Annotated in this window: 22 protein-coding genes; 16 read left to right on the top strand and 6 right to left on the bottom strand. The window is 59.9% G+C overall.

All coding sequences use genetic code 11. The features are described from left to right. Nucleotides 1–14 precede the first annotated feature (14 nt). Nucleotides 15–863, top strand: a complete 849-nt coding sequence (locus tag ACM62Q_RS06100) for a DMT family transporter (RefSeq protein WP_415034605.1) — start codon at nucleotides 15–17, stop codon at nucleotides 861–863. A gap of 60 nt (nucleotides 864–923) precedes the next feature. Beyond that, nucleotides 924–1268, top strand: coding sequence for an STAS/SEC14 domain-containing protein (locus ACM62Q_RS06095; protein WP_415034603.1), 345 nt, complete (start codon nucleotides 924–926; stop codon nucleotides 1266–1268). 43 nt (nucleotides 1269–1311) lie between these two features. Here the strand turns inward: ACM62Q_RS06095 and queG are convergent, their stop codons facing one another. Continuing rightward, nucleotides 1312–2370: a tRNA epoxyqueuosine(34) reductase QueG gene (queG, locus tag ACM62Q_RS06090; protein ID WP_415034601.1), complete on the bottom strand. Its 1059-nt coding sequence runs from the start codon at nucleotides 2368–2370 to the stop codon at nucleotides 1312–1314. On the opposite strand from queG, the gene tsaE reads away from it, so the two are divergent. Beyond that, nucleotides 2365–2901 carry a tRNA (adenosine(37)-N6)-threonylcarbamoyltransferase complex ATPase subunit type 1 TsaE gene (gene tsaE / locus ACM62Q_RS06085; protein WP_415034599.1) on the top strand — a complete coding sequence of 179 codons (537 nt, stop codon included), beginning with the start codon at nucleotides 2365–2367 and terminating at the stop codon, nucleotides 2899–2901. The genes queG and tsaE overlap by 6 nt on opposite strands. Next, complete coding sequence (locus ACM62Q_RS06080; protein ID WP_415034597.1) at nucleotides 2841–4139, top strand: N-acetylmuramoyl-L-alanine amidase; 1299 nt, start codon at nucleotides 2841–2843, stop codon at nucleotides 4137–4139. The genes tsaE and ACM62Q_RS06080 overlap by 61 nt, the downstream gene beginning before the upstream one ends. A 36-nt stretch (nucleotides 4140–4175) precedes the next feature. Here ACM62Q_RS06080 and earP read toward each other — a convergent pair whose 3' ends face one another. Then, complete coding sequence (gene earP / locus ACM62Q_RS06075; RefSeq protein WP_415034595.1) at nucleotides 4176–5291, bottom strand: elongation factor P maturation arginine rhamnosyltransferase EarP; 1116 nt, start codon at nucleotides 5289–5291, stop codon at nucleotides 4176–4178. 24 nt (nucleotides 5292–5315) lie between these two features. On the opposite strand from earP, the gene uvrC reads away from it, so the two are divergent. From uvrC to recO, 11 genes are all read left to right on the top strand, one after another. Next, the gene (gene uvrC, locus ACM62Q_RS06070) at nucleotides 5316–7181 is read left to right on the top strand and encodes an excinuclease ABC subunit UvrC (RefSeq protein ID WP_415034593.1); all 1866 of its coding nucleotides are present in this window, start codon (nucleotides 5316–5318) and stop codon (nucleotides 7179–7181) included. Between the two features lie 5 nt (nucleotides 7182–7186). Then, a complete protein-coding gene (gene pgsA, locus ACM62Q_RS06065) occupies nucleotides 7187–7762 on the top strand; it encodes a CDP-diacylglycerol--glycerol-3-phosphate 3-phosphatidyltransferase (protein WP_415034591.1) in 576 nt (191 codons plus the stop codon). Nucleotides 7763–7828: 66 nt separating this feature from the next. Beyond that, the gene (gene rpoE / locus ACM62Q_RS06060) at nucleotides 7829–8428 is read left to right on the top strand and encodes an RNA polymerase sigma factor RpoE (RefSeq protein ID WP_415034589.1); all 600 of its coding nucleotides are present in this window, start codon (nucleotides 7829–7831) and stop codon (nucleotides 8426–8428) included. A gap of 105 nt (nucleotides 8429–8533) precedes the next feature. Next, the gene (locus ACM62Q_RS06055) at nucleotides 8534–9976 is read left to right on the top strand and encodes a DegQ family serine endoprotease (RefSeq protein ID WP_415034587.1); all 1443 of its coding nucleotides are present in this window, start codon (nucleotides 8534–8536) and stop codon (nucleotides 9974–9976) included. Further along, entirely contained in the window at nucleotides 9966–10211 is a 246-nt protein-coding gene (locus ACM62Q_RS06050) for a glutaredoxin family protein (protein ID WP_415034585.1), read from the top strand. Before ACM62Q_RS06055 ends, ACM62Q_RS06050 begins: the two co-directional genes overlap by 11 nt. 65 nt (nucleotides 10212–10276) lie before the next feature. Continuing rightward, the gene (gene lepA, locus ACM62Q_RS06045; protein ID WP_415034583.1) at nucleotides 10277–12067 is read left to right on the top strand and encodes a translation elongation factor 4; all 1791 of its coding nucleotides are present in this window, start codon (nucleotides 10277–10279) and stop codon (nucleotides 12065–12067) included. 23 nt (nucleotides 12068–12090) lie between these two features. Next, a complete protein-coding gene (gene lepB, locus ACM62Q_RS06040) occupies nucleotides 12091–12879 on the top strand; it encodes a signal peptidase I (RefSeq protein WP_415034581.1) in 789 nt (262 codons plus the stop codon). 11 nt (nucleotides 12880–12890) lie between these two features. Then, nucleotides 12891–13244, top strand: a complete 354-nt coding sequence (locus ACM62Q_RS06035; RefSeq protein WP_415034579.1) for a DUF4845 domain-containing protein — start codon at nucleotides 12891–12893, stop codon at nucleotides 13242–13244. 2 nt (nucleotides 13245–13246) lie between these two features. After that, the gene (gene rnc / locus ACM62Q_RS06030; RefSeq protein WP_415034577.1) at nucleotides 13247–13915 is read left to right on the top strand and encodes a ribonuclease III; all 669 of its coding nucleotides are present in this window, start codon (nucleotides 13247–13249) and stop codon (nucleotides 13913–13915) included. After that, on the top strand, nucleotides 13912–14796 hold the full coding sequence (gene era, locus ACM62Q_RS06025) for a GTPase Era (RefSeq protein WP_415034575.1): 885 nt from the start codon (nucleotides 13912–13914) through the stop codon (nucleotides 14794–14796). The genes rnc and era overlap by 4 nt, the downstream gene beginning before the upstream one ends. A 3-nt stretch (nucleotides 14797–14799) precedes the next feature. Beyond that, nucleotides 14800–15525 carry a DNA repair protein RecO gene (gene recO, locus ACM62Q_RS06020; protein WP_415034573.1) on the top strand — a complete coding sequence of 242 codons (726 nt, stop codon included), beginning with the start codon at nucleotides 14800–14802 and terminating at the stop codon, nucleotides 15523–15525. A 29-nt stretch (nucleotides 15526–15554) separates the two neighbouring features. Here the strand turns inward: recO and ACM62Q_RS06015 are convergent, their stop codons facing one another. The 3 genes from ACM62Q_RS06015 to ACM62Q_RS06005 all read right to left on the bottom strand — a co-directional run bounded on the left by ACM62Q_RS06015 (nucleotide 15555) and on the right by ACM62Q_RS06005 (nucleotide 20651). Next, on the bottom strand, nucleotides 15555–18899 hold the full coding sequence (locus ACM62Q_RS06015) for a response regulator (protein WP_415034571.1): 3345 nt from the start codon (nucleotides 18897–18899) through the stop codon (nucleotides 15555–15557). 45 nt (nucleotides 18900–18944) lie between these two features. Further along, nucleotides 18945–20237, bottom strand: a complete 1293-nt coding sequence (locus tag ACM62Q_RS06010) for an ABC transporter substrate-binding protein (RefSeq protein ID WP_415034569.1) — start codon at nucleotides 20235–20237, stop codon at nucleotides 18945–18947. A 153-nt stretch (nucleotides 20238–20390) separates the two neighbouring features. Continuing rightward, nucleotides 20391–20651: a ribbon-helix-helix domain-containing protein gene (locus ACM62Q_RS06005; protein WP_415034567.1), complete on the bottom strand. Its 261-nt coding sequence runs from the start codon at nucleotides 20649–20651 to the stop codon at nucleotides 20391–20393. Between the two features lie 238 nt (nucleotides 20652–20889). Here ACM62Q_RS06005 and ACM62Q_RS06000 point away from each other — a divergent pair, with 238 nt between their 5' ends. Continuing rightward, a complete protein-coding gene (locus tag ACM62Q_RS06000) occupies nucleotides 20890–22158 on the top strand; it encodes a RidA family protein (RefSeq protein ID WP_415034565.1) in 1269 nt (422 codons plus the stop codon). Between the two features lie 156 nt (nucleotides 22159–22314). On the opposite strand, the gene ACM62Q_RS05995 is transcribed toward ACM62Q_RS06000, so the two are convergent. Next, the gene (locus ACM62Q_RS05995; protein WP_415034563.1) at nucleotides 22315–24087 is read right to left on the bottom strand and encodes a DEAD/DEAH box helicase; all 1773 of its coding nucleotides are present in this window, start codon (nucleotides 24085–24087) and stop codon (nucleotides 22315–22317) included. Between the last annotated feature and the right edge of the window lie 156 nt (nucleotides 24088–24243).

Raw genomic sequence — 24243 nt, 5'->3', positions numbered from 1 at the left:
TAAAAATAGCCCCCATGCAGTCACTGTGGATGATCGTTGCAAGTTTTCTCTTTGCCTGCATGGGGGTGTGCGTCAAATTCGCGGCGCAGACTCATTCGGTGGTGGAAATCACCTTTTGGCGTAGTTTTATTGCTTTAGTCATGATGTTTGTCTTGGTGCGCCTGCGCGGTGTCACGTTGGCGACGCCGCATTGGCGTTGGCATGTCACGCGCGGGGTGGTGGGCTATACGGCGCTCTTTGGTTATTTTTACGCGATTGTCCTGTTGCCGCTGGCAACCGCCGTCACCCTCAATTACACCTCGGCAATTTTTCTCGCGCTTTACCTTGCGCTGGCGGGTTTGCGTCTGCGCCCCGGGATGTTGGGGGCGCTGGCCTTGGGGCTCTTGGGTGTTGCGCTTTTGCTGCGCCCAAGTTTTCATGCCGATCAGCTCTGGGGAGCCTTGGTCGGCCTGGGTTCCGGGGTGGTCGCGGCCATGGCGTATTTCAGCGTGCGTGAATTGGGCCGGCGTGGCGAGTCGGAAATTCGCACGGTATTTTATTTTTCTTTCGTGGCCACCTTGTGTTCCTTGATCTGGCTGGCTTTTGGTGAGCTGCACGCAGCGACTTTGCACAGCGGCCTGGCCTTGCTTGGTGTGGGGGTGTTCGCCGCGCTCGCTCAGCTGGCAATGACGCGGGCGTATTCACGCGGCAAGACACTGATGTCGGCGGCGCTGGCCTACAGTACGGTGATTTTCTCCAGCCTTGCCGGCCTGCTGTTTTGGGGCGACAGGCTGCCCTGGATTGCCTGGCTGGGGATTGCCTTGATCATTTTGTCCGGCATCGGTGCCACGCATTTCTCCCGCACGCCGGCGGCGCGGGGTTAAACTGGGGGCGTAGCGTTACTTGCTCAGCGCTGCGCCATTTTTGCGACCAAGGAGCCTGTCATGATCACCATCGACCACAGCGTCAATCGCGTCAATGTCACCGTGTTTGGTGAGTTCACTCTGGCCGATTACAAAGAATTTGAAGAAATCGTCAATTACAAGGTCCGCTTCGAAGGTCCGGTCGATCTGTTTTTCGACCTCAGTCAGATGGCCGGTCTGACGCTCGATGTGGCGTGGGAAGAGCTCAAGTTTTCTCGCGCCCACGCCAACGATTTCAAACGTATCGCGGTGGTGACCGACAGCCAGTGGGTGACTTGGAGCGCCTGGTTGTCGCAAACCTTCGTCAATGCTGACCTGACGGTTTTCGATGATGCCGTTGAGGCGAAAGGCTGGCTGGACACCTGAGCGACTTTGGCGAGGCTTTTGCCAAGCCTGCGAGTCTTCGGGGTCAGGCGTTTTGCTTGGCGTGCAGGCGTGCTAGCGCCCAGGCGATGTGTTCGCCCAGCAGAGGCGAGGCCAGCTGCGATTTTTCTTGCAGGGCGGCGATGGCGGCCGGGCTGGCCGGGCCGTTGCCTAGGGCGATGGCAATGTTGCGTTGCCAGCGTTCAAAGCCGATGCGGCGGATGGGATTGCCCGCCAGACGCTCGTTGAATTCCTGTTCCGTCCAGGCCAAAAGCGTGAGCAGTTGGGCGCTGTCCAAGCCGTGGCGCGGGGCAAAATCGGGAGCGCCGATCTGGGCAAAGCGGTTCCACGGGCAGGCGCTTTGGCAGTCGTCGCAACCGTAAATGCGGTTGCCGATCAAGGGGCGAAATTCTTCCGGAATCGCCCCGGGGAGTTCGATGGTGAGGTAAGAAATGCAGCGCCGGGCGTCCACCACATAAGGGCGGACGATGGCGGCGGTGGGGCAGGCGGTGATGCAGCGGGTGCAACTGCCGCAATGCTCTGGCAGCGGCGCATCGGGCGGCAAGGGCAAATCGCAGTAAATGCTGCCGAGAAAGCGCCAGGAGCCGCGCAGCGACAGCAATAGGCTGTGTTTTCCGCGCCAACCCAAGCCGGCTTGCGTGGCAAATTCGACCTCCATGACCGGTGCCGAATCGGAAAACACGCGATAACCAAAGGGGCCGACGAGCGCGCCGATGGCCGTGGCGAGCTTTTGCAGGCGGCTGCGCACCACCTTGTGGTAATCGCGCCCTTGGGCATAGCGAGAAATGGCGGCCTGGCTGGGCTCGTTCGCCGTTTTGCGGTGCGGCAAATAATCGATGGCGACGTTGATCACCGTAAGCGTTCCCGGCTGCAATTCCTGCGGATTGGCGCGTAGCTGGGCGTGGCGGGCCATATAATCCATCTCCCCGTGCATGCCGGCGGCCAGCCAGGCGCGCAGGCGTTCCACCGCCGGACCGGGTTCGGCACGGCTGATGCCGACCTCGGCAAAACCCAGCGATTTTCCCAATTCACGAATGCGCAATTTAAGCGCAGCGCCATCTGGCAAGGAGTTCTGATCATGCATGCGCCGCATCTTACCGCTGATTGTGCTGGCACTTTCGCCTCGCTGCGCCTCGCTTTGCCGGACGAAGCCAGTACGCAAATGCTGGGTGCCGCCTTGGCGCAAACCCTGCATCCGGGTTTGGTGATTTTTCTCGAAGGCGACCTGGGCGCAGGGAAAACCACCCTGGCGCGCGCACTGATCCACGCCCTCGGTCATGCGGGGCCGGTGAAGAGTCCGACCTACGCCCTGGTTGAAGTTTATGTAATTTCGAGTTTATACTTGTATCACTTTGATTTTTATCGCTTCGAGTCAGCAGAGGAATTCCTCGATGCGGGATTTGATGAATACTTTAATGTGGCAAGTCTTTGTTTGGTCGAATGGCCCGACAAGGCGGCTGGCTGCGTGCCAGCGCCGGATCTGCGCCTTGTGCTGCAGCACGCTGGCGCGGGGCGCAGCATTGAGTTTTTGGCCTGTTCGGAAAGGGGGGGCGCATGCGTCAATGCACTGAAGATTCCCGTCGCCAATTTCTCTGCCGCGCCGGTTCGGCCCTGATTCTTTCGCTCACGCCTTTGGCGTCCTGGGCAGGCAATAGACCAGCGATTGTGGCGGTGCGCATCTGGCCGTCGAGTGACTACACGCGGGTGACGCTGGAGCATGATGCGCCGCTCAAATTCAACCATTTCACGGTGGAAAACCCGGATCGGCTCGTGGTCGATATCGAAGGGGTGGAATTCAACAGCGTACTCGAGAGCATTACCGGCAAGATTGCTGATAACGATCCCTACATCAAACTTTTGCGTGCCGGCCGTTACAAGCCGGGTGTCGTGCGCCTGGTGATGGAGCTGAAAACGCGCATCGTGCCGCAGGTGTTTGCGCTGGCCCCGGTCGGGGAATACGGGCATCGCCTGGTACTCGATGTTTATCCGGAAACGCCGGTCGACCCTTTGCTGGCGCTCTTGGAAGGTCGCCCGGAAGGCGTCGAACCCTTGAAAATCGATCCCGAATTAAGCGACAAAAAACCGGAGACCCCTGCCCATGCGCCGGCACGTCCGGCCAAGCCGATGGTGGATCGCATGATCACCATCATGCTCGACCCCGGCCATGGTGGCGAAGACCCGGGCGCGGTTGGTAAGCGTGGCACCTATGAAAAAAATGTCACGCTGGCGATTGCCAAGCGTTTGAAAGCGCGCATCGATGCCGAGCCCAATATGCGTGCCGTACTGACGCGCGACGGCGATTTTTTCGTGCCCTTGCAAACGCGGGTGCAAAAAGCACGCCGTATCCAGGCCGATTTGTTTCTCTCCATTCATGCTGATGCCTGGATCAAACCCGATGCGCGCGGCTCTTCCGTGTTCGTTCTGTCGGAAAAAGGCGCCTCCAGCACGCAAGCTCGCTTGTTGGCACAAAAGGAAAACGATGCCGACCTGATTGGCGGCGTCAATCTGGCCAAAACCAAGGATATTTTCCTTGCCCGCACCCTGATCGATTTGTCGCAAACGGCAACGATCAATGACAGCCTGAAGCTGGGGAAATACCTGTTGGGTGAAATCGGTTCGATCAATCATTTGCACAAAACGAGCGTCGAACAAGCCGGTTTTGCCGTGCTCAAAGCGCCGGATATTCCTTCCGCGCTGATTGAGACGGCCTTTATTTCCAACCCGGAAGAAGAACTGCGCTTAAAAGACGATGCCTACCAGGCGCAAATGGCAGAGGCTTTGCTGCGCGGCATTCGTCAGTTTTTCATCAAACATCCGCCTGGCCCCAAGGCGCGGCTGGCGCAGCTGGGTTAGCCGGTGTGGGTGCGCCCGGCCATGGCTGGGCGCGCATTACAAACCCTCGCAAAACGCCACCAGTGCTGCGCTTAATTCCGGAAGTTGCCGGCAGTGTTTTTGCCAGTGGCGGGCGTGTTCGCTGAGCGCGGGCAGGGCGTCGATGAAATTTTGCCAGCAGGCAGCGAACTCCTCGTGTGAGGTGGGGGTGTTCCAGGCGAAGAACATGGCGCCTACGGTATGCGCCAGCGCCGGGCTGAGGTCGGCCGTGTAACACTCGAGGAAGGCGTGGAGTTTGTCCAGGTGGGCGTTGTCGGCTTGTGGATAGATGTGCCAGATAAAGGGGCGACCGGCGAGTTGGGCGCGTACGAAGGAATCCTCGCCGCGTACGATGTTGAGACTGCCTTGCCGAAGCAGGGCGTCGTAGGCTGCGGGGGTTAAAAAAGGCAGACGCTCGATGCGCTGTGGGCCGTGTGTCCACGGGCCATTGCCCTCCAGTAGCCCGTTCAGGGCTTGCCAGGCTTGGCCGGGAGAGAGCTGGATGTGCCAGGTTTGCCGCTGCGCTTGCAGGGCGGCGAGCAGTGCCGGCAGTGGGGCGTGGGCGTAACAGAAAACATTGAGTTGCGGTGCTTCGGCCGCCGTTTGTGCAGGCAGCCTGTGCTCGGCGAAATTTTCAGGCGTGTCATCGCGCAGCAGGCCGCCCGTATCGGCGCTGAAGCCGGGAAAGAAAAAATGCTTGGTCAGGGCCAGTTGCGGATGCGGTGAGGCAAGACCGTGGCAACCGGCAACCCAGGTTTCGGCGCTGAGATATTCCAGATTGATCCAGCAGGGCGCTGGCCGGCGCGCCGCCATGGCGTGCAGATAACGCGCAGGCAGTGCGCAGGCAAAGGCTTCGATGACCACGTCGGCGACCTCGGATGCGGCCTGCTCAGGAAAATCCTCCGGCCAGAGGTGGATGGCGATGTTGTCCTGTTCTTGCTGCGCCCAATCTGGCCGAAGCGCCGGACAGAGCGCCTGCAAGGTGCTGAGTTGATCGATCCACAGGCGCACGCTTTTGCCGTGGCGGTGCGCAAGCTGTCGGGCGAGACGCCAGCAGACGCCGGCATCACCGTAGTTATCGATGACGCGGCAGAAAATATCCCAGGTTTGGCGTGGCGTGTGCGGTGGCGACATGGTGGCGATGTTAACATTGCGGCCATGGATGAAACGCATGCCGCCCCAACAGCGCCGACGACTGAGCCGGCAAAAATATTCGATGCCAAGGCTTTTCTGGCAAGCCTGACCGAATTGCCCGGCGTCTATCGCATGTTGGCGGCCGACGGGGCCGTTTTGTATGTGGGCAAGGCGAAAAACTTGAAAAAACGGGTGGCGAGTTACTTTCGTGAAAATCTGCCCAGCCCGCGTATCGCCCACATGGTCAGCCAGATCGCGCAGATCGAAACGACGGTGACGCGTACCGAGGCGGAAGCGCTGCTGCTGGAAAACAATCTCATTAAATCGCTTGCGCCGCGCTACAACATTTTGTTTCGCGACGATAAATCCTATCCGTACATCGTGCTGACGCGGCATGCCTATCCGCGCTTGGGTTTTTTTCGCGGCAATCCGGATCGCAAGGCGCAGTATTACGGCCCCTTTCCTTCGGCCGGCGCCGTGCGCGACAGCATACAGCTCTTGCAGAAGATGTTTCGTCTGCGCACCTGTGAAGACAGCGTGTTTGCCAACCGCTCGCGCCCTTGTCTGCTCTACCAGATCAAGCGCTGCAGCGCGCCTTGTGTTGCGGCGATTACGCCAGAAAATTACGCGGCGGATATGCAGTTGGCGGCGATGTTCTTGTCTGGCAAGCAGCAAGAAGTGATCAAGCGCTTATCGGCGGCGATGGAAGCTGCTGCGATGCAGCTGGCTTTTGAGCAGGCCGCCCTGTACCGCGACCAGATACAAGCCCTGCATCAGGTGCAGGAGAAGCAGTTCGTGGCCAGCCATAAGGCTGAGGACGTCGACATCGTGGTGGCGGTGCAGCAACACGGCCAGGTCTGCGTCAACCTCGCCATGGTGCGCGCCGGGCGACATTTGGGTGATCGCCCGCTGTTTCCGAGTAATGCGGCGGATTCGACGCCGCTCGATGCGCTGCTCGCGTTTTTGCGCCAGCATTACGCCGTGCATCCTGCGCCAGCGCGCATTCTCGTCATGCCTTTGCCGCCGGCGGAAGAGCTGGAGGAAATGTTGGCTGCGCTCGCCGAGCAGGCGGCGCGGCCGGTCGCGGTGCAGGCGGCGCGGCATTTGGGCCAGAAAGCCTGGGTCGACATGGCGCGGCAAAATGCCGAACTCGCCATTTTGGCGCGTAATCAGGCGAGCGCCCAGCAGGAAATGCGTCTGGCAGCCTTGCAGGAAGCGCTGGCTCTGAGCGAGCCGCTGGCGCGTATCGAGTGCTTCGATATCAGCCATACGCAAGGCGAAAGCGCCGTGGCCTCTTGTGTGGTCTACGATGCGAACAAAATGCTGAAAGCCGATTACCGCCGTTTCAATATGCGCGACATCACTCCGGGGGACGATTACGCGGCCATGCGCCAGGCGGTGCAACGGCGTTACGATGGTGTGGCGAGCGGGGAAGGCAAGGCACCCGATTTGATCCTGATCGACGGCGGCAAAGGGCAGGTTGCTGCGGCCTCAGCCGCTTTGGCCGATTTGGGTTTGAGTCATCTGCCGCTATTGGGGGTGGCGAAAGGCGAGGGGCGCAAAGCGGGTTTGGAGCGCCTGATTTTTCCCGAAAGCGCGGGGCGTGCGCCGTTGGTGTTGGGTGAGAACCATCCGGCCCTGCACTTGGTTCAGGAAATCCGCGATGAGGCGCACCGCTTTGCCCTGACCGGGCACCGTGGGCAGCGCGCGAAAAGTCGTAAAACGTCTACCTTGGAGAGTCTGCCGGGCATCGGTCCGGCCCGGCGCAAAGCGCTGATTACCCGCTTCGGCGGCCTGGCCGGGGTGCGCACGGCGAGTGTTGAGCAACTTGCTGAAACTCCCGGCATCAGCCGGGAATTGGCCGAAAAGATCCATTCCGCCTTAAACTGACGCACATGCCGTTCAATCTCCCCATTCTGCTCACTTGGCTGCGTATCGTCGCCATTCCACTTTTTGTGGCCGTGTATTACCTGCCCGCGCCGTGGCTGAGTCTGCACGAGCGTAATTTGATTGCCGCCTTGATCTTCATGGCCGCCGGGTTCACCGATTGGGCCGATGGTTTTCTGGCGCGCAAATTGAATCAAACCTCGGCCTTTGGTGCCTTTCTTGACCCGGTGGCAGATAAATTGATGGTGGCGGCGGCGCTCATCGTGCTGGTCCAGCTGGGGCGGGCGGATGCGATTGTCGCCGCGGTCATCATCGGGCGCGAAATCACCATTTCGGCGCTGCGTGAGTGGATGGCGAAAATCGGCGCGGCCAAGCATGTGGCGGTTTCCATGGTGGGCAAGGTGAAGACGGCAGCACAGATGGCGGCGATCCCCCTGCTCTTGTACGCGGCCCCTTTGGCGGGTTATGACGCGCTGGTCGTCGGCGAGTATTTGCTCTGGCTGGCCGCTTTGCTCACCCTGTGGTCGATGGGCTATTACATGCGGATGGCTTGGCCAGAAATCGTGAAGCGGGGCGCGGCCTAAGGCGCTGCGCTATACTTCGCCCCTCGCCGATGTGCTGGCGGTGGTTTTAGCGGAGAACATGACACTATGAGCGAACGCGAGGTCGATCAGGCCTTGGTCGAACGCGCGCAAGGCGGCGATCAGAAGGCGTTTGACCAACTGGTCAGCAAGTATCAGCGCAAGCTGGAGCGTTTGCTGTCGCGCTATGTGCGCGATGCGGCAGAAGTCGAGGATGTGGCGCAGGAAACCTTTATCAAGGCGTATCGAGCGCTGCCCGGTTTTCGCGGGGAAAGTGCGTTTTACACCTGGCTCTACCGCATCGGCATCAACACGGCGAAAAACTATCTCGTCAGCCAAGGGCGGCGCGCACCGACCAGCACCGGTTTCGATGCCGAAGAGGCCGAGGGCTTCGACGATGCGGCCTTGCTGCGCGACATCAATACCCCGGAAAGTCTGCTCATGACCAAGCAGATCGGTGAAACGGTCAATGACGCCATGGCGGCGCTGCCGGAAGAGTTGCGCCGGGCCATCATGCTGCGCGAAATCGAAGGGCTGTCCTACGAGGAAATCGCGGCCACCATGGATTGCCCCATCGGCACGGTACGTTCGCGCATTTTTCGGGCGCGCGAAGCAGTGGCCAATCGCTTGCGCCCGCTGCTCGACACCTCGCCCGACCAGCGCTGGTGAAGGCGCTTACGTTTGGACAAGATTTGTTGCGAAAAAGCGGCTGAAATCTTGCGTCCCGTGGGTACAAAATTTCGTTTTCATTTCACTGGAAAGGAGAAGCAGGCAATGTTTAATCGGCGTTTGGGCTTGTGGATACTGGCTTTCTTTTTCTTTAACGCACCAGCGTTGGCGCAAGGGCGCAACTTGCCGGACTTCACCCAGCTCGTGGAGCAGCAAGGCGCGGCGGTCGTCAATATCGCCACGACACAGCGTGTGCGGGCGCAGGTGCAGGGGTTTCCTTTACCCTTTGATGAAAGCGATCCGGCGTTCGAGTTGTTTCGTCGGTTTTTGCCGCAGTTTCCGCGTCTGCCCGGTGAGAACGGCGCGCCGCGTGAGGCGGAAAAATCCCTGGGTTCGGGTTTCATCATCAGCAGCGACGGCTATTTGCTGACCAATGCGCATGTGGTGGACGGAGCCGATACGGTGAGCGTGCGCTTGACGGATAAACGCGAATTCAAGGCCAAGGTGATCGGGGCCGACAAACGCACCGACGTGGCGCTCTTGAAAATCGAGGCGAATGCGCTGCCCACGGTGAAACTGGGCGATGCCGCGCGTCTCAAGGTGGGCGAGTGGGTGGTGGCCATCGGTTCGCCCTTCGGTTTTGAAAACTCGGTGACGGCGGGCATCGTGTCAGCCAAGGGGCGCTCCTTGCCGCAGGAAAATTATGTGCCCTTCATTCAGACCGACGTCGCCATCAATCCGGGTAATTCCGGTGGGCCGCTGTTCAATATGAACGGTGAGGTGGTCGGCATCAATTCGCAGATTTATAGCCGCAGCGGCGGTTTCATGGGCTTGTCGTTCGCCATTCCGATCGATGTGGCGATGGACATTCAGCAGCAGTTACGCAGTACCGGCAAGGTCAGCCGGGGGCGTATGGGGGTCGTCATTCAGGAAGTGAATAAAGAGCTCGCCGAGGCCCTGGGTTTGGGGCAGGCGGCGGGGGCCGTGGTGAATGCGGTGGAGCGCGGCGGGCCGGCGGAAAAAGCAGGGCTGGAGGCCGGCGACGTAATTTTGAAATTTGACGGCAAAACCATTACCAGCTCCGCCGAATTGCCGCGCCTGGTGGCTGCCAGCAAGCCGGGCAGCCGGGCGATATTGCAGGTCTGGCGCAAAGGCAAGCTGCGCGAAATTGCGGTGCTTATCGGGCAGATGCCGGACGAAGGCCTCAGCAACATTCGCCCGGCGCAGAGTAAAGCGCCGGCGGTGAGCAGTAATCGTCTGGGTTTGCTGGTCAGCGATTTGAGCAGCGAGCAAAAGCGCGAACTGGGCCTGGACGGCGGTGTGTTGATCGATGAAGTGCGCGCTCAGGCCGCCCGTTCCGATCTGCGCGCCGGCGATGTGATCGTTGCCGTGATCAGCAAGGGCAGCACCAGTGAAGTGAAATCGGCCGAGCAGTTGAATCGCCTGCTCAACCAGTTCGATGCGGCGGCAAACGTTACCCTGCTGATTCGTCGCGGCGAAATGCAAACCTTTGTCACCATCCGCCCGGGGCAAGCCAATGGCCGTTGAACTGACTTTGTTGAGCCGTGTTTACTGTCACCTCTGTCATGACATGGAGGTGGCGCTCGCTCCCTTGGCAGCGGAATTCGGTGCCGTGGTGAAGGTGTTGGATGTGGATGCCGACCCGGCGCTGGAAGCGCGTTACGACGCGCTGGTGCCGGTGCTCTTGCACGGGGAAAACGAACTGTGTCACTACCACCTGGATGTGGCCAAAGTGCGTGAGTATTTGGCGAAAATCCGCTAAAATCCACGACCTTACGAATTTTTAGGGGCGCCCTCAGCGCCCTTTTTTCTGGATCAATTCAGCACGTGGATCACATTCGCAACTTTTCCATCATTGCCCACATCGATCATGGCAAATCGACCTTGGCCGATCGCATCATTCATTTTTGCGGCGGTTTGTCAGACCGCGAAATGGAGGCGCAAGTGCTTGATTCGATGGATATCGAACGCGAGCGCGGCATCACCATCAAGGCCCAGACGGCAGCTTTGAGCTACCAGGCGCGCGACGGCAAGGTATACAACCTCAATCTAATCGACACCCCGGGGCACGTCGATTTTTCCTACGAAGTATCGCGCTCCCTGTCGGCCTGCGAAGGCGCGCTGCTGGTGGTCGATGCCTCGCAAGGCGTGGAAGCGCAGACGGTGGCGAATTGCTACACCGCTATCGAACTCGATGTTGAAGTGTTGCCCGTGCTGAACAAGATCGACCTGCCCTCGGCCGACCCGGACAATGCCCGCCAGGAAATCGAGGATGTGATTGGTATCGACGCTTCGGACGCCGTGCTCGCTTCGGCCAAGACCGGGCTGGGCGTGCAAGACATCCTGGAAATGGTGGTGGCCAAGGTGCCGCCGCCCAAAGGCGAAGCACAGGGGCCGCTGAAGGCGCTGATCATCGATTCCTGGTTCGATAGTTACGTCGGCGTGGTCATGCTGGTACGCGTGGTCGACGGTGAAATGCGGCCCAAGGACAAGCTGCATTTCATGGCGACCGGGGCCAATCAGTTGTGTGAGCAGGTTGGCGTGTTTACCCCGAAAGCCCTGGCGCGCGACGTGTTGCGGGCGGGCGAGGTGGGTTTCATCACCGCCGGCATCAAGGAATTGAAGGCCGCCAAGGTGGGCGATACCATCACCCACGCCGAGCGCAAGGCGACGACGGCGCTGCCCGGTTTCAAGGAAATCAAGCCGCAGGTCTTTGCCGGTCTCTATCCGGTGGAAGCCAACCAGTATGATTCACTGCGCGAGGCGCTGGAAAAACTCAAACTCAACGATGCTTCCCTGCAATACGAACCGGAAGTTTCGCAGGCGCTCGGCTTTGGCTTTCGCTGCGGCTTTCTCGGCCTGCTGCACATGGAAATCGTGCAGGAACGTCTGGAACGTGAATTCGATCAAGACCTCATCACCACCGCGCCCACCGTGGTGTACGAGGTGGTGATGCGCGACGGCAGCGTATTGCAGGTGGAAAACCCGGCCAAGCTGCCGGAAGTGCAGAAGATGGAGGAAATCCGCGAACCCATCATCACCGCCACCATCTTCGTGCCGCAGGATTATCTTGGGGCGGTCATCACCCTGTGCAACCAAAAACGCGGTAGCCAGGTCGACATGCATTACCACGGCCGCCAGGTGAAGCTGATTTACGAAATGCCCATGGCTGAAGTGGTGATGGACTTTTTCGACAAGCTGAAATCCTGCTCGCGCGGCTACGCCTCGCTCGACTACGATTTCAAGGAATATCGTGCTGCCGATGTGATCAAACTCGATATTCTGATCAACGGCGAAAAGGTCGATGCCCTGTCCTTGATCGTGCACCGCGCCAATGCGCAGTATCGCGGGCGCGAACTGGCCAGCAAGATGCGCGAATTGATTCCGCGTCAGATGTACGACGTGGCCATCCAGGCCGCCATCGGCTCGCATATCATTTCACGCGAGAACGTCAAGGCGCTGCGTAAAGACGTGCTCGCCAAGTGTTATGGCGGCGATATTTCGCGTAAGCGCAAATTGCTGGAGAAGCAGAAGGCCGGCAAGAAGCGCATGAAGCAGGTCGGCAGCATCGAAATTCCGCAGGAAGCCTTCCTCGCCGTGTTGCGCGTCGATAACTAACCCCGCTGAGTGTTGGATACCGCATGAATTTTGCTCTGATTCTTTTTGTTCTCTCGGTCGTCACCGGCATCCTGTACGCGCTGGATGTCTTCAAATTCCGCAAATTGCGCGCGGCAGATGCGGCGCAGCCGCTGTGGGTGGCCTGGGGGGCTGATTTTTTCCCGGTCATCCTGCTTGTTTTCGTGCTGCGTTCCTTTTTGTTCGAGCCCTTCAAGATTCCTTCCGGGTCGATGATCCCGACCTTGCTGGTGGGGGATTTCATTCTCGTCAATAAATTCACCTACGGTATCCGCCTGCCGGTGCTCAACACCAAAATCATCGCTTTGAATGCGCCCAAGCGCGGCGATGTGATGGTTTTTCGTTACCCGGAAGATCCTTCGCTCGACTACATCAAACGGGTGGTCGGTTTGCCCGGCGACACCGTAGCCTACGTCAACAAAAAATTGAGCATCAACGGTAATCCCGTGCCGGCGCAGAATCTGCCGGACTACCAGCACGGCGAGCGCCTGTATTACTCGCAGCAATTCAGCGAAAAACTGGGCGAAACCGAACACCGTTTTCTCACCGATGCCGATGCGCCGGCCTATATTCAAGGGGTAGACTTCTTTCCGCACCGGGAAAACTGCACGTACAATGCCAGCGGCGTAATATGCAAGGTGCCGCCCGGCCATTACTTCATGATGGGCGACAACCGCGACAACAGCCGCGACAGTCGGGCCTGGGGTTTCGTGCCGGAGCAGAATATCGTTGGCAAGGCCTTCTTCATCTGGCTGAATTTCAATGATTTTGGCCGTATCGGAGCATTCAAGTAAGGAGTGTGAACATGAAAAAACAACAAGGCGTGGCGTTGAGCGGGCTTTTGATGTGGAGCTTTATTCTGGTGATCGGGGCGATCTTCGGCATGAAGATCGTGCCGGCAACGATCGAGTATTTCAAGATCAAGAAAGCGGCGGAATCGGTCGTGGCGAAAGCAGGCAGCAACGCTACGGTGCCGGAACTGCGGGCGGCTTTCGATCGGCAGATGCAGATCGATAACCTGGAATTTTCATCAAAAGATCTCGACATTCACAAGAATACACGCGGTGCCGTGGTCATCAGTGTCGATTACGAAAAGCGCATTCCGCTGTTCGCCAACGTCTCCCTGGTGATTGATTACAAGGCATCGACGGCAGAATAAATATGGCTGCTGCTTCATTCGCCCGGCAGATCGGACATGAGTTTGCCCGCCCGGAGCTGTTGCGCACGGCGCTGACGCACCGCAGTTACGGTTCGCCCAACAACGAACGCCTGGAATTTTTGGGCGACGGCATTCTCGACTGCGTGGTGGCTGATTTGCTTTACCGGCAATTTCCCGATTTGCCGGAAGGGGATTTGTCCCGCATGCGGGCGAATCTGGTGCGTCAGGAAACCTTGCATCAGCTGGCGCAAACCCTGAACGTCGGCGAGCAACTGCATCTGGGCGAGGGTGAAATGAAAAGCGGCGGCGCGACGCGCCCTTCCATTCTGGCCGATGCGCTGGAAGCCGTGTTTGCCGCGGTCTATCTCGATGCCGATTTTGCTGCCGTGCATTGCGTCATTTCCCGCCTGTACGCACCGCTGTTGGCCGACATCAAGCCGGGGCAATTTCAGAAAGACGCTAAAACGCGCTTGCAGGAATTCTTGCAGGGGCAAAAAAAACGCCTGCCGCAGTATGCCTTGCTGGAAACCAGCGGTGCCGCACACGAACAGTCCTTCACCGTCGCCTGCAGTATTGAGCAGCCGCCGCTCCGCACCACCGGTAGCGGCAACAGCCGCCGGGTGGCCGAACAAAATGCTGCCCAGGCGGCGCTTGCCCTTCTCGAAGCATGAACGACATCCGCTCCGGTTATCTCGCCATCGTCGGCCGCCCCAACGTCGGCAAATCGACGCTGCTCAATCATTTGATCGGCGCCAAGATCAGCATCATCTCGCGCAAGGCGCAAACGACCCGGCATCGGGTGACCGGCATCCGCACCGACGCCGATGCGCAGTTCGTGTTTGTCGACACCCCGGGCTTCCAGACCAAGCATACCAATGCGCTGAACCGGGTGATGAACCGCAGCGTGACGCAAACTTTGAATGATGTCGACGTGGTTTTGTTCGTCATCGAAGCCGGACGTTACGATGCCAAGGACAAGGCGGTGCTGCGGCTTTTGCCCAAAGACCGGCCGGTGATCCTGGTCATCAATAAAACCGATGCCGTCAAGGACAAAGCCGGCCTGCTCCCCTTTTTCGCCGAAGTGGCCGCCGATTTCGACTACGCTGCCGTGATTCCGGTGAGCGCCGCCAAAGGCCGGCAAACCGATGATCTGCTCAAGGAAGCGCGCAAGCATCTGCCGCACAGCGGCCTGTTGTTTGCCGAAGATGATCTGACCGATAAATCCGAGCGTTTTCTCGCCGCCGAATACATCCGCGAAAAAGTCTTCCGCCTGCTCGGCGATGAACTGCCCTATGCGACAGCGGTGGAAATCGAGAAATTTGAAACAGAAGGCGCGCTGCGCCGCATCCACGCCGCCATTGTGGTCGAGCGCGACGGTCACAAGGCGATTGTCATCGGCAAGGGCGGTGAAGCCTTGAAGCGCATCGCCAGCGAGGCGCGTCAGGATATGGAGCGCCTGTTCGACGGCAAGGTTTATCTGGAAATCTGGGTCAAGGTGAAATCGGGCTGGAACGACGATGAGCGCCTTTTGAAAAGCCTGGGTTACGAATAAACCATGCAGCGCGGCAAGGTCGATGGCCAGCCGGCCTATGTTCTGCACAGCTACCCGTTTCGTGAAACCAGCCTGATCGTCGAGGTTTTTGCCCGCGATTTTGGTCGTATCGCCTTGCTGGCGCGCGGCGCACGCCGGCCGCGCGCCGCCATACGCGGGCTGTTGCTGGCTTTTCAGCCGCTGGAATTGGGCTGGGCGGGTAAGGGTGAAGTCCCCAACCTGATGAAAGCCGAATGGGTCGGCGGCCAGCCCTTGCTTGCCGGCGAAGCCCTGTTCTGTGGCTATTACCTCAATGAGTTGTTGCTGCACCTGTTGCCGCGCGAAGATGCGCATGCTGTGTTGTTTGCGCGCTATGCCACGATTTTGCAGCGTTTGGCCGGGCACACCGAACGCACGGCGCGGGAAATCGATCTGCGTTGTTTTGAGAAATACCTGTTGCAGGAATTGGGTTACGGTCTGCTGCTCGAACAAGATGCCGACGGCGCGCCGATTTTGACCGAGGCTTTCTACAGCTACCGCATGGAACAAGGCGCAGTGCGCGTTCCCCACGCGGCGGCAGAAGAAGGCACTCTACGCGGCAAAACTCTGCTCGACCTGGCCGGTGAAGATTTATCCGATCCGCTCAGCCGCAGCGAAGCCAAGCAGATGATGCGCCGCCTGTTCAATCATTACCTGGCCGGCAAGGAACTCGTTTCGCGGCATGTGTTTGCCGATTTGCAGCGTTTCTGAACCCTGACTTTCTCAGCCGGTTTGTTTTTTCAGCCGGTCTCGTTCGCCAATACGGCGCGGTTGCGCCCGTCTGCTTTGGCGGTATACAAAGCGGCATCGGCGGCGGCAATGAGTGCTTCCGGGCTGCCGGTATGGGGGGGGTGCCGGGCAAAATCCCATACGGCGACGCCGACGCTGATGCTCACCTGGGAGGCGATGGGTGAGTTGGCGTGTGGCAAAGCCAGCGCGCTGACGCTGCGGCAGAGTTGCTGGGCTTTTTTTAGCGCGTGTTCTGGGTGGATGTCGAAAAACAGGCAGGCGAATTCCTCGCCGCCGTAGCGGGCGGCGAGGTCGTGCGCGCGCCCGAGTTGGCCGCGCAGGGCCTGGGCGACTTTTTTCAGGCAGTCGTCGCCGGCAGGGTGGCCGTAATGGTCGTTGTATTTCTTGAAATGATCGATATCGATCATGCACAGGGCGAGCGTTTTTTTGTCGCGCTGGCCGGCGCGCCAGAGTTGTTGGATGGCTTCGTCGAAGCGGCGGCGGTTGGCGATGCCGGTGAGGCCGTCGAGCAGGGCGAACTGGCGCAGGTGATCTTGAGTGGCTTTGAGGCTCAAGTGGGTTTTGACGCGGGCGCGCACCACCGCCTGATTGACCGGTTTGCTGATGAAATCGACCGCACCGGCAGCCAGCGCTTGTGCTTCCGCCTGCGGTGCGCTTTGTGCGGTGATGAAAAGTACCGGGATATCCGCTGTCAGCGGATCGGCCTTGAGCTGGCGGCAGACGGTCAGACCATCGATGTCTGGCATTTCGATGTCGAGCAAGATGAGGTCGGGCAGGGGCAGTTCTTGACACAAAGCGAGTGCCTGAGCGCCGTTGTGGGCGATGCGCAGGTGATGATCGGCGGCGAAAATGCGCTGCAAGACGAGTACGTTGCTGACCTGGTCATCGACGATCAGTAGCTGCGGCGCGCTGGCTGCAGGTTGGGCGGAGGTTTCCGCTACGCCGTGCGCAGTTTGCGCAATCAGTGCTTGGAAAAACTGGCTGTCTTCTGTCATGCGCTGCGCCAGTTTTTCTAGTGTGGCGGCAAGCGCAGCCGGGGTTTTTTCTTGGGTGAGCGCTTCTGCCTCGCGGGCAAGTGCTTGCGCGGTTTGTGCGCCCAAGGTGGCGGTTTGGCTTTTCAGGGTGTGGAAAATGCGCCGGGCGCTGGGCAAATCGTCTTGGCGCAGTGCCGTGCGGGCTTGTTCCAGCATGTGAGGCGCATCATCCAGGAAGAGGCGCGCGACTTCGGTATAAAGTTCGCTGTTGTTGCCCAGGCGAGCCAGGCTGGAGGGGAGATCGAAATCTTCCGGTGCTTGCGGCCAGTTTTCTGGAAGGCCATCGGCCAGGGCGCGCTGCGGTTTTGGGCGAGGGGCTTGCAGGGCGGATAAGGGCCGCGCTTCGGGCAGGGCGCAATAGCTCAGCAGGGTTTGCCATAAAACCTGTTGGTCGATGGGTTTGGGTACCATGGCCTGCATGCCGGCGGCGAGGCAGGCATCCCGGTCTTGCGGGCTGTGGTTTGCCGTCATGGCGATGATGGGCAGGTGGGCAAAACGTGGGTTTTGACGCAGCAAACGGGTGGTGGCGCAACCATCCAGAACGGGCATCATCATGTCCATCAAGACGGCGTCGTAGCTGCCATCGGCGGTATTTTCCAGTTGTTTGATGGCGTCTTCCCCGTCCCGCGCTTCGTCGCAGTGTATGCCAGCATCTATCAGCAGATCCTTGCCTACCAGACGGTTCAGTTCATTGTCATCGACGAGCAGGATGCGCAGCCCGTGCAGGTCGGGCGGTGGCCCTTGTTCAAGGAGCGGATTGGTTTGCGGGCGGGCATCGGCCGGGGCAGGCTGAACGGCGACGCGCAGCCAGAAGGTGCTGCCCGCGCCGACGACGCTGCGTGCGCCAACCGTGCCGCCGAGCAATTTGGCCAGGCTGTGTGAAATGGCCAGGCCCAGGCCGGTGCCGCCGTAGCGCCGGCTGATGCTGGTCTCGGCCTGCTGGAAAGGGGTAAAGACGGTGCTGATTTGTTGCTCACTCAAACCGATGCCAGGGTCGCTCACTTCGCCGTATAAAAACCATTGCTGGGGCGTGCGCTCCAGACAAAGTTGCAGGCGGATCGTGCCGCGTTCGCTGAATTTGATGGCGTTGCCGGTGAAGTTGAGCAGAATTTGGCGAATGCGTAATGGGTCGCCCAGGAGCAGGGGAAGCTCTGTTGCGCTTTCGGTGTGCAGAATCAGGCTTTTTTCGGCAGCTTTGGCCGCCAGCATCAGGCGCACGTCAGCAAGGAGCTGATCCGCAGCGAAGGGGATGTTTTCCGGGCGCAGAAAACCGCCTTCGATTTTTGAGAAATCGAGAATGTTGTTGATCACCCCCAGAAGATGTTCGCCGGCGCGCTGGATTTTTTCCAGACGATCTTTCTGCGTGCTGGACAAAGGCCGGCGCAGGCAGGATTGCGTCAGGCCGATGATGGCATTGAGCGGGGTGCGAATTTCGTGGCTCATGGTTGCGAGAAAGCTCGATTTGGCCTGGGCCAGCTGCTCTGCCTCGGTTTTGGCGGTTTCCAGGTAGTCCGAGTGCAGCAAGGCGCTACGGAAAACTTCCAGGGTTTGCGCCATTTGGCCGATTTCATCCTGACGCTCGGTATGGGCGACCTGTCCTTGGTAATCGCGCGCCGCCAGGCGCGACATGGCGTAGGTCAGCTCGCGGATGGGACGGGCGATATGGCGCAGGGAAATCCAGATGGCCAGGCCGATCAGACTCAGTAAAGCCAGGGCAAAAGCCAGGGCGGTATTGCGCAGGGTGCGCTCGGTGCTGGCACCGAGTTCGCTCGAGGCTTGCTGAAAGCGCTGCACGGTGGTGCTGCGCAAAATTTCCATATTGCTGTGCAAAAGGGTTTGCAAGGGGTCGAACTGGGTGTGGATGATGTGCAGCGCCCGGTCACCCCGCCAGCGGGCAGCAGCATCGATGATGTCTTTGGCCTGGGCGAAGAGGGCTTCTTCCTGTTGTTGCAAGGTATCGAGCTGGACGCTGGCTGCCGGCAACAAGTGGCGTAGTTGTTGCAATCGGCCGTAGTAGCTTTCTTGCAGGCCGTTCAGGCGGTTTTGTGCGGCGCGAATGTTGTTCGAGTTGTCTTCAGTGAGTACGGCATAGACCAGGCGGTTGGCTTCGGTCAGGTCATTCATGGCGGCCGTAACTTGCACTGCGGCTTGTGCATCATGTTCGAGCAGGGCGCGATAGGCGCGGTCGATGGTGCGTAGATCAGCCAGGGAATAAACGGTAATACTCACCGCCAAAGCGCCCAAAAGGACAACCAGGCTGACGATTTTGTTGGTCAGGGAGAGGGTGTTGAAAAAGCGCATCGGCGTATTTTGTCGGCTTGTTGCAGCCAATTCAATGACGCAATCTTACCGAACGGGTGTGTGCTTGCCCGATCCAGCGCCGGCAATGGCCTGGCGCAGGCGCGTGATGGCCGTGGCATCATCGATCCGGCCAAGAAAATGCGCGCTGACGACAGCGTAAATGGCATTTTTTACGGCCGGCGGATTGGCGTTACCCATGGCGATCGAGCCCATCAACGTGCGCTGCAGGTTGGCCCGGCGCATATCGCGGATGGCTTTCTGGCCGCAGGCGTTGAATTTTTCTTGCGGCACATCGACCCGCGCCGGTGCGGCACCGGTGGCGATATTGAGCTCGGCCTGCATGGCCGGATCGAGCAGAACCCGGGCAAAGCGTTGTCGTGCGGGCTCTGGCGTGTGCTTGAAAAACATGTACTGGTCGGCGTTAAAGATAAACATGCCCTGGGTGTCGGGAAAACGAAAGCAGGCGTAATCTTCGTCCGGTTTCAGTTGCCGGGCGCTAAATTCACCATCCACCCAAGTGCCCTGCACCTGTAAAAGCGCTTCGCCCCGCCGCACCTGTTCTGTTGCCTTATCCCAGCTCGGCGTTTGTGCGAGGGTTTTGGCGTAGTGACGTAACAGACGCATGCGCTGAAAAATTTCCGGCAATACAGAGTCATCGAGTGCACTGCTGTCCAGTTCGAGGAAGGCGCGCCGGTAAAACTCCGCGCCCCCTGCGCCGGCGGCAACGGCTTCAAAAAGCAAAGTATGTTCCCAGGCCTCGGTGCCGATCGCCAGTGGCGTGATGCCGGCTTTTTGTGCGGCGTCCAATAAGCGCAGCAGATCCGGCCAACTGTCCGGCGCATCGGCCTTTAGTTGGCGCAAGCGGCGGGCGTTGATCCACAGCCAGTTGGTCGAATGTGCGTTGATGGGCGCGGCCACCCAGTGCCCCTGGTATTTGGAAAGTTGCTGGATGCCCAGGGGCACGACCTCATCCCATTCCTGCGCTGTGGCCACGTCGTCGAGAAACGCCAGCTGGGCTTGGCGCGCCCAGTCGTGAATGTCGTAACCGATCACTTGCGAGGCCATCGGTGCTCGATTTTCGGCCACCCAGCGCTTGAGCACGTCGCCATAGCGGCGGGTGCCGCTGCCGGCAACGATGCGCTGCTGCCAGCGCAAGCCCTGGGTTTGTGCGTGGCGGCGAATCACCTCCAGGCTTGCTCGCTCGCCCGGCGAAACCCACCAGCTGGCGATTTCCAGGGGTGCCGGGGGCGTGTCGGCATCGGCGGCAGGAGATAAGCCGGCGGCCAGCATCAGCCACAGGGTCGGCAGTAGAACGCGCTGAGGGGGTGAGAGGGACATGGGCTGGGCTAATTCGGTGCGCCGGTGCTTGTTCGCTTGTTCGCCGGGCTAAACACCGAAATCCTCCTGGAAGCGTTCAATCTGGTGCATCCGCTCGTCCAGCCGGTACGAGGCTGCCTCCTGGATGTGGATAGTGGCTTGGGCCATGTTGCGTCAGGCCCGGTTGCGAGCGATCACATCCGCCGCCGTCAGCGGGTGATACGATGCTTCGGGGGCTGCGTAGGCGTGGGCCAACTCGGTTTTGAGGCGCTCGAACGCATCCGCTTCCTTGTGTTCCTTGTCACGTCGGATCAGGTCGCGCACATATTCGCTGACGTTCTCGTAGGCACCATGCTCACCCACGTTGGTACTAACGCAGTCGCTGAGTGTGCCATTGAGGCGAACCGTCATTGTCGTAGTCGTAACGCGGCGCATGAAACGCTCCTTTCACCATTTAACGTATTCAATGTATTCAAAATTGAATACACAGACAAGCGGAAAACCGGGGGCAAGCTTTCCCCTGGTGGCGCGGCCCCTTTTTCCTGCAAGTCGGTATAGTTCGGCTACTCCGGGCCAAACCGATGGATACAACAAAAAACCAGCCCGGAGACAAGGGTCATGCGGCCCCGGTCGCATGGCATTACACAGGAGTGAGACAAAGGAGGTCGCTGTCATGAGCGGTCATAATGCAGTCGTAGCACGCAATACAGAGAAGGCGCCCAAGAGCCCCTTACATTCACAAACGGTCGCTTTTTCCCATTACAACCATTTTTCAGCGCAATTGCCGGTCGATCCGGCATCGGGAAAACTGGTGGCGGGTGGGGTTAAGGCACAGGCCGAACAATGCTTCAAGAACATCAGGGCGATTGTCGAGAGCATCGGCCATGGCCTGAACGATGTTATTCGGCTCACCGTGTTCGTCAGGGACATCATGGATGTGGATGCGGTGGACGAAGTGTACAAAACGTTTTTCACGGGCTATCTCCCGGCGCGCACGGTGCTTGCCGTTGCTGCCTTGCCCATGGATGCGCTGGTGCAGATCGAGGTGCTGCTTTCGAACGGCGAAGGTACGATTCCGGGGGCACCGCAGGCGGGTGATCTCGTCAAGATGACGAACAACACCGCGCATGCGCCGTGCGATCCCCTGTCTACGCAGACGGTAGCTTTTTCGCACTACAACAATCTGGCGGCCCAGCTGCCCATCGATCCGCTGTCCGGGCAGCTGGTAGTCGGCGGTGTGCAGGAGCAGGCGGCGCAATGCCTGAAAAACATCAAGGCGATTCTGGCAAGCATCGACGTCCCTTTTGACGACATCGTCAAGGTCAACATCTTCCTCAAGGACCTCGCCGATAGCGAAGCCGTCAACGCAGTTTATGCGCGGTTTTTCCCTGATTCCGCGATTGCCAGGAGCGCCGCCTATGTTCCGGCGCGCACGGTGGTTCAGGTTGCCGCCCTGCCGCTGCACGCCCTGGTGCAGATCGAGGCGGTGGTGTCGCACGGTGACGGCACGCCGCCGCAGGCGGTCGAAGATCGGCACGGTCTCATCGTGGAAGCGAACAATACGGCGCGTGCGCCGAAATGCCGCTGGTCCACGCAAACCGTCGCTTTCTCCCACTACAACAACATTTCGGCGCAGTTGCCGGTCGATCCGGTGACGGGGCAGGTGGTGGCTGGCGGCATTAGCGCGCAGGCCGAGCAGTGCCTGAAAAACATCCGGGAAATCGTGGAAAGCATCGGCCACGTCATGGCCGATGTGGTCAAGGTGAATATTTTCCTGCGCAATATCGCAGATATCGATGCCGTCGATGCGGTGTATGCCGGCTTCTTCCCCGGCGGTATTCCCGCGCGCCGGGTTCTCGGCACCGCCGCCTTACCAATGGGGGCTTTGATCCAGATCGACGCTGTCGTGTCGAATGCCGAAGGCACCCCGCCCTTGGCCTAGGGTAAAAACCTTTCGTGCCGGGAAAACCTGGCCTGAAAACGGAGCCTGGGGCCAGGCAGGGTTATTTTTCATAGCCCTGCCTGGCCCCAGGTTCCGAATTGGTTTCAGGTTTGCATGGTCGTCAAACGCGCAGCCTGACGACGGCTTTTGTGAGGCTTACTCGCGTTCGGGTTTTTTGCGGAACTTGCGCTCGCCTGTATCCGGACGGCTGTCCGGGCGGCCGGTATCCGGGCGGATATTGATCGGCACGCCGCGGATGCGGGTGCGTTTGAGCGCGTTGGCGGCTTCCTTGGGCATGCCGGCCGGCAATTCGATGGTGCTCGATTCTTCGTACAGGCCGATGCGCCCGATGAAGCGGCTTTCGATGCCGGCTTCGTTGGCAATCGCGCCGACGATGTCGCGCACTTCGACGCCGTGTTCGCGGCCGACGTCAATGCGGTAACGCACCATGTCGCCGCTGGGCGCGGGGCGTTCGCTGCGCGGGCGGGCCGGACGCTCGCCGCGTTCCTCACGCTCGGCAAAGCGCGGCGGTTTGCTGCGCTCACCACGCTCAGAAAAACTCGGCGGGCGGCGCTCGAAATCCTTGACCGGGCGCGGCGGCGGATCTTCCCCGGCAACTTGCAAGGGCTTGCCTTCCTGCGCCAACTTGGCGAGGGCGGCGGCCACTTCCTCCGGGCTGACGTCTTTTTCCTCGCAAATCTGCGAGACGATGTTGGCGAAGAAATCCAGGCCTTCTTCGTCCAGCACTTCGCCGACTTTTTCCCGGAAATCGGCGACCCGCTTGTTGGTGACGTCGGCGCGGCTGGGGAGCGTCAGCGGTGCGATCGGCTGGCGGGTGGCGCGCTCGATGGTGCGCAGCATGCGAATCTCGCGCGGGGCGACGAACAAAATCGCGTTGCCGGTGCGACCAGCGCGGCCGGTGCGGCCGATGCGGTGCACATAGGCTTCGGTGTCGTAGGGGATGTCGTAATTCACCACATGGCTGATGCGCGGCACGTCGATGCCACGGGCGGCAACGTCGGTGGCAATGACGATGTCCAGCGCGCCGGATTTGAGCTGCTCGATGACGCGCTCGCGCATCTGCTGGTTGAGGTCGCCGTTCAGCGCGGCAGCGGCGTAACCACGGGCATTGAGCTTGTCGGCGAGTTCAACGGTGGCAGTCTTGGTGCGCACGAAGATGATGGCGGCGTCGAAGTTTTCTTCGACTTCCAGAATACGCGTCAGGGCATCGAGCTTGTGCAGGCCGGACACCTGCCAATACACCTGACGAATGGCGGCGACGGTGGCGGTGGCCGCCTTGATCTTGATTTCCTTCGGCTCGACCAGGTATTTCTGCGCCACGCGGCGGATCTGCTCCGGCATGGTGGCCGAGAAGAGCGCCGTCTGGTGCTGTTCCGGGGTGTGTTCGAGAATCCATTCGACGTCGTCGATGAAGCCCATGCGCAGCATTTCGTCGGCTTCGTCGAGCACCAGGGTTTGCAGGTGGTCGAGGTTGAGCGTCTTGCGCTCCAGATGATCCATCACCCGCCCCGGCGTGCCGACGATAACCTGCGCGCCGCGCGCCAGCTGCTTCAACTGGATGGTGTAGCTCTGGCCGCCATAAATGGGCAGCACGTGAAAGCCGGGCAGGTTTTTGGCGTAGCTTTGCAGCGCCTCGGCGACCTGAATCGCCAGTTCGCGCGTCGGCGTCAGGATCAAGGCTTGCGGTTTCAAGAGCTTGCTGTCGATGCGCTCCATCACCGGCAGGGCAAAGGCAGCCGTCTTGCCGGTGCCGGTCTGCGCCATGCCGATGATGTCGTGGCCGTCGAGCATCACCGGGATGCACTGGGCCTGGATGGGGGAGGGGGTTTCGTAGCCGATTTCGGCGAGCGTTTTGAGAAGCGAATCGCTCAAACCGAGCGCGGCAAAGCTGTCCACGGTGGACGTCATGATGCTGTTCCTTTCAGCGCCGCCCCCATCGGGACGGCGGCTTTCGCCCGCACTTTGTCTCGCGCGGGCGACCTCAGAGTGACCCCGACGCAGCCCGTCCGGGGAGTGAATCAATGGGTGAAACCTGCACAAGAACCAGTATTACCGGGGCTGCGG

It is taken from the genome of Azonexus sp., from assembly GCF_047638095.1.
In the GTDB taxonomy this organism is placed as follows: domain Bacteria; phylum Pseudomonadota; class Gammaproteobacteria; order Burkholderiales; family Rhodocyclaceae; genus Azonexus.
Note: the sequence above shows the minus strand (reverse complement) of the source record. Positions and strands in the feature narration are given on the sequence as shown.

Bases quoted from the DNA above. Each gene is read 5' to 3' on its own strand.
- ACM62Q_RS06100 (WP_415034605.1), top strand. From the start codon at position 15: ATGCAGTCACTGTGGATGATCGTTGCAAGTTTTCTCTTTGCCTGCATG.
- ACM62Q_RS06095 (WP_415034603.1), top strand. From the start codon at position 924: ATGATCACCATCGACCACAGCGTCAATCGCGTCAATGTCACCGTGTTT.
- tsaE (WP_415034599.1), top strand. From the start codon at position 2,365: ATGCATGCGCCGCATCTTACCGCTGATTGTGCTGGCACTTTCGCCTCG.
- queG (WP_415034601.1), bottom strand. From the start codon at position 2,370: ATGCATGATCAGAACTCCTTGCCAGATGGCGCTGCGCTTAAATTGCGC.
- ACM62Q_RS06080 (WP_415034597.1), top strand. From the start codon at position 2,841: ATGCGTCAATGCACTGAAGATTCCCGTCGCCAATTTCTCTGCCGCGCC.
- earP (WP_415034595.1), bottom strand. From the start codon at position 5,291: ATGTCGCCACCGCACACGCCACGCCAAACCTGGGATATTTTCTGCCGC.
- uvrC (WP_415034593.1), top strand. From the start codon at position 5,316: ATGGATGAAACGCATGCCGCCCCAACAGCGCCGACGACTGAGCCGGCA.
- pgsA (WP_415034591.1), top strand. From the start codon at position 7,187: ATGCCGTTCAATCTCCCCATTCTGCTCACTTGGCTGCGTATCGTCGCC.
- rpoE (WP_415034589.1), top strand. From the start codon at position 7,829: ATGAGCGAACGCGAGGTCGATCAGGCCTTGGTCGAACGCGCGCAAGGC.
- ACM62Q_RS06055 (WP_415034587.1), top strand. From the start codon at position 8,534: ATGTTTAATCGGCGTTTGGGCTTGTGGATACTGGCTTTCTTTTTCTTT.
- ACM62Q_RS06050 (WP_415034585.1), top strand. From the start codon at position 9,966: ATGGCCGTTGAACTGACTTTGTTGAGCCGTGTTTACTGTCACCTCTGT.
- lepB (WP_415034581.1), top strand. From the start codon at position 12,091: ATGAATTTTGCTCTGATTCTTTTTGTTCTCTCGGTCGTCACCGGCATC.
- ACM62Q_RS06035 (WP_415034579.1), top strand. From the start codon at position 12,891: ATGAAAAAACAACAAGGCGTGGCGTTGAGCGGGCTTTTGATGTGGAGC.
- rnc (WP_415034577.1), top strand. From the start codon at position 13,247: ATGGCTGCTGCTTCATTCGCCCGGCAGATCGGACATGAGTTTGCCCGC.
- era (WP_415034575.1), top strand. From the start codon at position 13,912: ATGAACGACATCCGCTCCGGTTATCTCGCCATCGTCGGCCGCCCCAAC.
- recO (WP_415034573.1), top strand. From the start codon at position 14,800: ATGCAGCGCGGCAAGGTCGATGGCCAGCCGGCCTATGTTCTGCACAGC.
- ACM62Q_RS06015 (WP_415034571.1), bottom strand. From the start codon at position 18,899: ATGCGCTTTTTCAACACCCTCTCCCTGACCAACAAAATCGTCAGCCTG.
- ACM62Q_RS06010 (WP_415034569.1), bottom strand. From the start codon at position 20,237: ATGTCCCTCTCACCCCCTCAGCGCGTTCTACTGCCGACCCTGTGGCTG.
- ACM62Q_RS06005 (WP_415034567.1), bottom strand. From the start codon at position 20,651: ATGCGCCGCGTTACGACTACGACAATGACGGTTCGCCTCAATGGCACA.
- ACM62Q_RS06000 (WP_415034565.1), top strand. From the start codon at position 20,890: ATGAGCGGTCATAATGCAGTCGTAGCACGCAATACAGAGAAGGCGCCC.
- ACM62Q_RS05995 (WP_415034563.1), bottom strand. From the start codon at position 24,087: ATGACGTCCACCGTGGACAGCTTTGCCGCGCTCGGTTTGAGCGATTCG.